Here is a 7,653-nt window from a genome sequence, read left to right as displayed (position 1 = left end):
CGAAGGATGCCATTGCGGCTGTAGGATCCCCCCTTCCGGGATCACCGCCAGGTAATCCCTCTTTCTCCGCAGCCGCAATGGGTCCGATGGAAGCTCTGCTTACAGAAGGACTGAGGACAATAAAAAAAGCAGACGAAGCGAGAAATGATGCTATTTTGGTCTTTCGCTCTTCACCAATCGAAGAATAAAGGAGTCAAGAGTTCAACCCGGTTTCCAGAAAGCATCTCTTTTCTGAACGGAAACCAAAAGCATTCAGGGTCAGGCAAAACACCTAAACCGGGCATACGATTACCGTAATACAAAGAAAGAAGAATAACTACCTTTGTATGTTCCTTATGATCGCACCATGAAAAAGATACTGATTACCTTATTCATTATCAGCGGTATTCTGAGTTCCTGCCGGCAACTGACAAAGGAAACCAGAACCCGACAGCCAGTTGACACAATTGGTTTTGCTCATCTTGCATGGCAGATGGACAGCATTATGGTTCGCATTGACCGGATGGATAAAATGCAGGATTCCATGTCCGTCAAATCAGATCAAAACGGAATTTTCCGTCTGGCTATATGTCCGCACGATGATTACACTTATGCTGGATTCCTGTATGCACACGTACTCCGTTCAGTAAAAGCTCCGGTGGTTATCCTTTTCGGTGTGGCACACAAGGCAAGGAGCATGGGAATTGAAAACAGGATAGTATTTGATGCATGGAAAAAGTGGTCTGGACCTTACGGAAGCGTTACCATCTCTCCTCTTAGGGATATGCTCATTGAACAGCTTGACACGGCAGTATATATGGTCAGCGATACGTTGCATAATGTTGAGCATTCCCTGGAAGCCCTTGTCCCCTTTCTTCAATATTACAACCGGAATGTACAGATCGTGCCGATTCTTGTTCCGGCCATGTCGTTTGAAAGAATGCAGGAAATTGCCGCAAAGCTGGCAGAAAGCATAGTGCAGATAGCTAAAAAAAGCAATATGAGCTGGGGAAAGGACTTTGCCCTTGTTGTTTCAACCGATGCAGTTCATTACGGCGATGAGGACTGGGGCGGAAAGAACTATGCCCCTTATGGAGCCGATACGGCCGGGTATCAGCTTGCAGTAAAGCATGAAAAGGAAATTTTGGATTCGTGCCTCAAAGGACCGATCAGTAAGGAAAAAATATGGAAATTTACCAGATATACTGTACATCCAGACGATTACAGGGAATATCTGTGGACCTGGTGCGGAAGATATTCCGTACCGTTCGGTTTGCTTGTTGCATTGAACCTTGGTCAGAAAACGGGCAATATTCCGGAAGGACAGATTATAGGGTATGCCACCAGCATAGACCATCTTCGCCTGCCTGTTGAAGATCTGGGGATGGGAAAAACAGCAAATGCCACGTTGCGGCATTGGGTTGGTTACGCCTCTGTCGGTTTTGAATAAACACTATCAGGAACCGGATGCAAGGTACTGATTTATGCCTTTTTCGGCATAATACCTGCCCTCTGATTTTGTCTTTTTAAAAATTTCTTCATTGAGGGTATTTTTCTCCTGTCGCTGATGAAATAAATGGTATTGTATGGCCAGGTGTTTCAGAGTTTTAACCTGCATGCCGGCCAAACGAAGTCGGTATTCGAGGTCAGTGTCTTCGCCCACATAAGGAGCAGTGTATTGTTCATCAAAACCGTTGATTCGGATCAGATCGTTGCGGTAAAGGGAAAAATTGGAACCCAGAACGCCCCTGTCTTTTCGGTTTATGAACTTTCGCAGAAACATATTTCCGAGATACAATGCGTTCTCCAGGTGTGCCGAAGATTGATCTGCATACCTGTCGTATAGAAGACGAAGAACAACCGGAAGTGAATACACCTTTCTGAAATCTCCTGACTGAAGGATCAGCGATGTGGCAGCAGGAGAAAGATAGACCCGCCGGCCCGTAAGCACTGTACCTGTTTTTCTGTGGTTTATATGTTCTTTTACGAAATGCTTATGAAGTATGCAGTCTCCGTCAATAAAAATCAGATAGTCTGATGATGCTGCAGCAGCTGCCCTGTTAAGAATGGCATTCTTTCTCCAGCCTTTGTCTTCGTGCCAGATATGCCGAACAGGAAAGGGAAAATCCTTAATAAGTTTGCTGAGCTTTTCAACCGTTTCTTCTGATGATCCGTCATCGGCAATGAGTATTTCAAAAGACCCAGCTGACTGATTTCTGACGGATTGCAAAACCAGTGCGAGCGTTTCCGGTTTGTTGTAAAAGGAAATAATCAGAGAGGCCGGAAGAGCCGGAGGGTTCGTATCCATTATCATCACACCTTCAGAAGAATGTAATTTCTGAATTCACCAATGGGTTTACCAAACAGGAGTTTCTTTTCAATCCAGGTGGCAAGCCGGTAGCGGAACTTCTCATGTTTATGGGGAAGCCTGTTGCGGTTTGGTTTTCCTGAATACTGAAGCTGATCCCCCCAGTTGAATCTGGCAATCCATTCGTTCATTACAGCAGGATGGGTTCCCTTAAAAACCGGCAGGTTCCCTACCACCCCATAATCAAAGGCAAAATAGTCCTTTCTGGATCGTTCAAGTTCTTCAATTCGTGCTCTTCCCTGATGGTTTGTTTTGAATGCTTTGATCTTGCTTTTCATGTAGGAGGGAGGTCTCACCCATCCGTAATGGTAAATGGATGCATCAACCTGGGCTACCTTTAGTTTATAAGTACCTTTCTGCTGCCGGTAATTCAGCTGATCGAAATCAGGAATGCGGCGGAATGACTGGGCTGACTCCCAGGAATGAATTTCAGGGTCATTCCGGATGATCCGGATTTCCTTTCTGTACCATCCGTGTGAATCGTGATAATGCCAGTAATCGCCCCAGAAGTGGATGTAGTTAAACAATAATCCCTCGACTTCTGTTTTATCCAATAACTCTTCGCAGCGGGCTTTGATGACCGGGAGGTCTTTTTCGTGAACCACTTCATCGGCCTGCAAATAAAAGAGCCAGTCACCCGTGCAATATGATTTGGCAATATCTGTCTGATGGGCGTGTTCCATTCCGCGGGGATATTTTTCAATATCCCATACTGTGTCAATGATTTTGATTTTGGGGTCTCCTATGCTTTCAATTTCTTCACGGGTTGTATCGTCGGGGTCACTATCGCCCAGAACGACGATAAATTCATCAACAATAGGCAGAATCGACTGAATAGAAGCCTTCATCGGGTAATACAACTTACTGACATTCTTACCCATGGTAAAACCGCTGATTTTCATCCGCTGGTATAATTTGAAAAAAGTTAAACAAACATCTGGATATCATACAGCCTTCGATAGGCCCCGTTAAGCTTCAGCAATTCCTCGTGTTTACCCCGTTCAATGATCTCTCCCTTGTTTAGAACACAAATTTCATCGGCATACTGAACAGTGGAAAGCCGATGAGCAATTACCAGCGAAGTCCGGTTTTTCATAAGGCGGAAAAGAGCATCCTGTACGAGGCGTTCCGATTCTGAATCAAGGGAAGAGGTTGCTTCGTCCAATATCAGGATGGGGGGATTTTTCAGCACGGCCCGCGCAATGCTGATGCGTTGGCGTTGTCCGCCGCTGAGATTTCCTCCGCGGTCACCAACGAAAGTCTGGTAACCCTCCGGACTGGATATAATAAATTCATGGGCATTGGCCACCTGTGCGGCATTAATCACCTCCTCTTCTGTTGCATTTTCCACCCCAAAAGCAATGTTGTTGAAAAAGGTATCATTGAAAAGGATGGGGTCCTGGTTGACATACCCGATCAGATTTCTCAGATCCTGAATTTTGTAATCTTTCACCGAGTATCCGTCAATCAGTATATCCCCTTCGGTTACATCATAAAAACGGGGCAGGAGGTCAACCAGGGTACTTTTACCACTCCCCGACTGTCCTACAATGGCAATGGTTTTCCCTTTCTCAATAGTAAGATTGATATTGCGCAATACATAGGTGGTATTGTACCGAAAACTAACATCCCGGTAAACGATGGCTTCCCTGAACTCCCTGAGGCTGAGGGCATCCTTTTTCTCCACTATGGTATTCTGAGTATCCAGAATATAGTTAACCCTGTCAACTGATGCCATCCCTTTCACCACACTGTAATAGGCATTGGTAAATTGTTTGGCCGGATTAATGACCTGCGAAAATATCCCAATGTAGGTAATGAATTCGGCTGAGGAAAGTTCGGATTTCTCACCCAGAACCAGTGTTCCGCCATACCACATGACAAGAATCAGAATGGCTACGCCGAGAAATTCACTGAGCGGGGATGCCAGATCACGCCGTCGCCAGTTTTTGATCATCAGCCGGGTAAACTGATCATTTGTTCGGTAAAACTTTTCGTGGGTTTTCTCCTCTGCATTGAAGGCTTTGATAATGCGCAACCCGCCGATGGCTTCCTCAATAATGGAAAGCAACGACCCCATCGCTTTCTGGACTTTGGCAGAATTCCTCCGCAGCGTGCGGCCAATGCGGCCAATGATCAGACCCGATATCGGAAGAAGAATCAGCACAAACAGGGTAAGCCCCGGGCTCATGTAAATGAGCGAACCGAGATAAACAATGATCATAACCGGTTCACGGAAGAAAAGATCAAGCGAACGGATAATCGATGCTTCAATTTCGTTAACATCCGTGGTAATGCGTGATATGATATCCCCCTTTCGTTCGCCCGAGTAATACCCCAGCGGAAGATCAATAATCTTGCGGAATAAGGTATTGCGAATGTCTTTAATTACTCCGGTTCTGACAGGAGCGAGAAAATATACGCTCAGATACTGAAACGCATTTTTCAGAAAAATAAATATCAGTATCACCAGACTGACAAAAACAAGGGCACTGATTTTTCCTCTGGTCAGAATAACATGGGAAATGAGATAATTGAAGTTGTGGGCAATGGCTTTAACATTAAGCTCAAAAGCTACAGGCTCGCTTACCAGAGGCTGCTGATTGAACAAGATCTGCAATACCGGGATGAGCATGGTAAGGGAAAAGAGGGAAAAGAAAACCGATAAAAGATTGAAGGATAGACTGATACCAACCTTGGGCAGGTAAGGCTTCAGGTATTTTAGCAATGATAAATATTTCTTCACCAGAGTAATTATAAAAACAAAAGACCGCGCAAATGTACAAAAATACGCAATTACATACCGGAAGAATAAAACGAAAAATAGCATGGTATATTTTACCCCTATTATTTTTCCTGATGTCAGTTATGCCGTTTCTCCACCATAAGAACTTAACATAATTCTGTTCCATCTTGCTTGCATGATTAAAATTCTTGGCTTTCTTTGTGTAAAAAATATAATGAATTGCCGTTTGTGCGGAAGTGAAAGTCTTTATCTGTTTTACCAACAGGGTAATAACGGACAGTTTCATTTTTACCGCTGCAAATCATGCAGACTGGTTAATTACGACTTACGGGGAGGACTTGACCAGAAAAAATATACGTATACCTTTGTCGATCCTTCTTTACATCTTCATAAACAATATAAAGGACAGAAAAAGACCTTTGAATTCATAGCCCGTCATATTCCGCAACCAGGCACTCTGCTGGATATTGGTTGCGGTAACGGTAGTCTTCTGCTGGTGGCAAGAGATCATGGATGGAAAGTAACCGGCATGGAACTCAGTGAAATGTATGCCTCAGAGCTTCAGAAACGATACGGAATCAACATAATTACGGCCAATTTTCTCAGCTATATTCCTGATAAGGAAGAAAGTTACGATCTGGTAACTTTGCGTCATGTACTGGAGCATTTACCGGACCCTGTCCTGGCCATGCAGAAAATTAACGCCTTGCTGAGGGAAGGAGGAATTGCCCTGCTTGAATTCCCCAATATTGACGGAGCAGAAGCCAGGTTCAAAAGATTTCTTGAGAAAAGCCGGCTGCACAAACGAAAGTACCAGGATGACTATTTTCCCGGACATTGCCATGAATTTTCAGAAAAGCCATTCCGATTGCTATGCGATATGACAGGCTTCCAGGTAGTTTTATGGGAAACGTACTCCTCAAAAACAACTTTCAACTGGCTAAACCGGTTACTGAAAACCGGGTCAAAGGCTCGTGCACTGATTCAGAAAAGATCGGCTCCGGTATAATTATAAGGAGTAATCCGCCTGAGTTCTTCCTTAACCTGCTCGGAAACAGTAAGCTGGTCGATAAAAGCGCTTATCTGTTCACGGGTAATGGCGGCGCCGGTTCGCGTAAGCTGTTTGAGTGCTTCATACGGTTTGGGAAATCCTTCTCTCCGGAGGATGGTCTGAATTGCCTCAGCCACCACAGCCCAGTTTGCATCAAGATCGGCATACAAAGCTTCTTCATTGAGCAAAAGCTTATCCATGCCTTTCAATAGCGATTTATAGGCAATGAGCATGTGAGCAAGCGGAACCCCGGTGTTTCGGAGAACGGTTGAGTCGGTAAGATCCCGCTGAAGCCGTGAAACGGGTAGTTTAGAGGAAAAATGTTCCAGCAGGGCATTGGCAACACCCAGATTCCCTTCGGCATTTTCAAAATCAATGGGATTAACCTTATGGGGCATGGCAGAGGAACCAACCTCATTCTCCTTAACCTTCTGACGAAAATATTCCATTGAAATATAGGCCCAAACGTCCCTGCAGAAATCAATCAATATGGTATTAAGCCTTCGGAGCGCATCACAAAAGGCGGCCATGTTATCATACGGTTCGATCTGGGTAGTAATTGGTGTGCGCTTCAGTCCAAGTTTTGTATTGACAAAATGATCGCCAAACAGTGGCCAGTTAAATTGCGGGTAGGCAACAAAATGGGCATTAAAGTTGCCGGTAGCCCCGCCGAACTTGGCAGCATAGGGTACTGTATTCAGCAGTTCCAGCTGATCCCGCAACCGGTTCGAAAAAACCTTGATTTCCTTTCCAAGTTTTGTAGGGGAAGCAGGCTGGCCATGCGTATGGGCCAGCATCGGCACATTCTTCCACTGTTCTGCCATTCCTTCCAGAGAGTCAATTACCTGCATCAATGAAGGCAGGATGCATTTTTCCATTGCCTCTTTCAGCGAAAGCGGTACGGCTGTATTGTTAATATCCTGGGAAGTAAGTCCGAAGTGAACGAATTCACGGTATTTCGAAAGCCCCAGCCCGTCGAACTTCTCTTTGAGAAAGTACTCGACCGCTTTAACATCGTGGTTGGTGGTTTTTTCTATATTCTTTATGTTTTCCGCATCGGCTTCAGTAAATGAATGATAAATCTTACGCAATTCAGGAAACCGCACTTTATCAAAATCCTTCAACTGAGGCAACGGAAGTTCGCACAAAGCAATGAAATATTCCACCTCTACCTGCAGGCGGTAACGTATCAGGGCAAACTCGGAAAAAAACTGAGACAGCTCCTGAACCTTGCTGTAATATCGGCCATCGACAGGCGAAATGGCCATAAGGGGGGTTAAATTCATCCTAGCTGGTTGTTTTACCTGACAAATTTAGCAAAAAAACGGTTCCTGAATGCCGGGTTCCGCAGAGCAGGATTATTTAGCCTAATAAGTTTATCAGCATATTCTGGGAGAAACTTATTTCCTACATTCGCACCTGTTCATCCAGGTTGAAATATGGAACAGCCTTATTCTATTTACAGAGTATCTGCGGTCTCTTATGCAAACACCCTGCCGTTTGTATTTG

At 44.7% G+C, this 7,653-nt stretch carries 6 protein-coding genes; 2 read left to right on the top strand and 4 right to left on the bottom strand.

Features of this window, described 5'->3' with window-relative positions; translation table 11 throughout:
- The first annotated feature begins 346 nt into the window (after positions 1 to 346).
- Complete coding sequence (gene amrB, locus GX419_09090) at positions 347 to 1,429, top strand: AmmeMemoRadiSam system protein B (GenBank protein ID NLI24845.1); 1,083 nt, start codon at positions 347 to 349, stop codon at positions 1,427 to 1,429.
- Positions 1,430 to 1,435: 6 nt separating this feature from the next.
- Here the strand turns inward: amrB and GX419_09085 are convergent, their stop codons facing one another.
- From GX419_09085 to GX419_09075, 3 genes are read right to left on the bottom strand one after another with little or no spacing between them, the layout of a single operon-like run.
- Positions 1,436 to 2,287 carry a glycosyltransferase gene (locus tag GX419_09085; protein NLI24844.1) on the bottom strand — a complete coding sequence of 284 codons (852 nt, stop codon included), beginning with the start codon at positions 2,285 to 2,287 and terminating at the stop codon, positions 1,436 to 1,438.
- Positions 2,288 to 2,292: 5 nt separating this feature from the next.
- Positions 2,293 to 3,249 (bottom strand): hypothetical protein, encoded by a 957-nt coding sequence (locus tag GX419_09080; GenBank protein ID NLI24843.1) that lies wholly within the window; start codon positions 3,247 to 3,249, stop codon positions 2,293 to 2,295.
- A 23-nt stretch (positions 3,250 to 3,272) separates the two neighbouring features.
- Positions 3,273 to 5,177: an ATP-binding cassette domain-containing protein gene (locus GX419_09075; GenBank protein ID NLI24842.1), complete on the bottom strand. Its 1,905-nt coding sequence runs from the start codon at positions 5,175 to 5,177 to the stop codon at positions 3,273 to 3,275.
- Positions 5,178 to 5,307: 130 nt separating this feature from the next.
- Between GX419_09075 and GX419_09070 the strand changes: the two genes are divergently transcribed.
- Complete coding sequence (locus GX419_09070) at positions 5,308 to 6,102, top strand: methyltransferase domain-containing protein (protein ID NLI24841.1); 795 nt, start codon at positions 5,308 to 5,310, stop codon at positions 6,100 to 6,102.
- On the opposite strand, the gene purB is transcribed toward GX419_09070, so the two are convergent.
- Positions 6,078 to 7,430 carry an adenylosuccinate lyase gene (purB, locus tag GX419_09065; protein NLI24840.1) on the bottom strand — a complete coding sequence of 451 codons (1,353 nt, stop codon included), beginning with the start codon at positions 7,428 to 7,430 and terminating at the stop codon, positions 6,078 to 6,080. The two genes, GX419_09070 and purB, sit on opposite strands and share 25 nt — an antisense overlap.
- Positions 7,431 to 7,653: the final 223 nt, after the last annotated feature.

The sequence above is a fragment of the Bacteroidales bacterium genome, from assembly GCA_012517825.1.
Classification (GTDB): domain Bacteria; phylum Bacteroidota; class Bacteroidia; order Bacteroidales; family JAAYUG01; genus JAAYUG01.
This window is presented reverse-complemented; position numbering and strand designations above follow the sequence as displayed.